The sequence below is a fragment of the Bacillus sp. SIMBA_074 genome (assembly GCF_046534555.1).
Lineage (GTDB): Bacteria > Bacillota > Bacilli > Bacillales > Bacillaceae_G > Bacillus_A > Bacillus_A mycoides.
This window is the reverse complement of the sequence record NZ_JAWRYM010000101.1, coordinates 1-505: the sequence shown is the minus strand read 5'-3', so window position 1 is coordinate 505 and position 505 is coordinate 1. Positions and strand designations below refer to the sequence as shown.

1 protein-coding gene is annotated in these 505 nt (G+C 50.5%); it reads left to right on the top strand.

What is annotated here, in order from left to right; genetic code table 11:
- On the top strand, nt 1-505 hold a 505-nt coding region (locus tag SB773_RS30000; RefSeq protein ID WP_410593832.1), incomplete at both ends, for a family 10 glycosylhydrolase.

Genomic DNA, 505 nt, shown 5'->3' with positions numbered 1-505 from the left:
ACGAGTCATGGTTCCGCTCCGCTTTGTTTCCGAACAGTTAGGCTTGCAAGTTAACTGGGAACAGGCAACACGCACCATTACCTTGCTCACAGGCAATGTCGCTGTTACACCACCCACTCCTCCGCAAGACATTATTGGCGGCGGAACGAATGGATCAGGCACCACACCAAATGATAATTCGAACGTTCCTAGCATTCCGGTAAATACGACGAATGGCCTGCGTGGTGTATGGGTATCCACTGTGTACAATCTAGACTGGCCTTCTACAGGCTCGTATGGGAACCAAGCGAAGCAGCAGCAGGAATACATACAGCTGCTCAATGAGCTGCAAGCGATGGGCATGAACGCTGTTTTTGTACAGGTGCGCCCTTCCGCTGATGCGCTGTATCCGTCTTCACTTGTACCATGGTCCAAATATTTGACGGGTACACAAGGGAAAAATCCTGGTTATGACCCACTCGCTTTTATGGTAGAGGAAACACATAAGCGCGGCATGCAGTTCCAC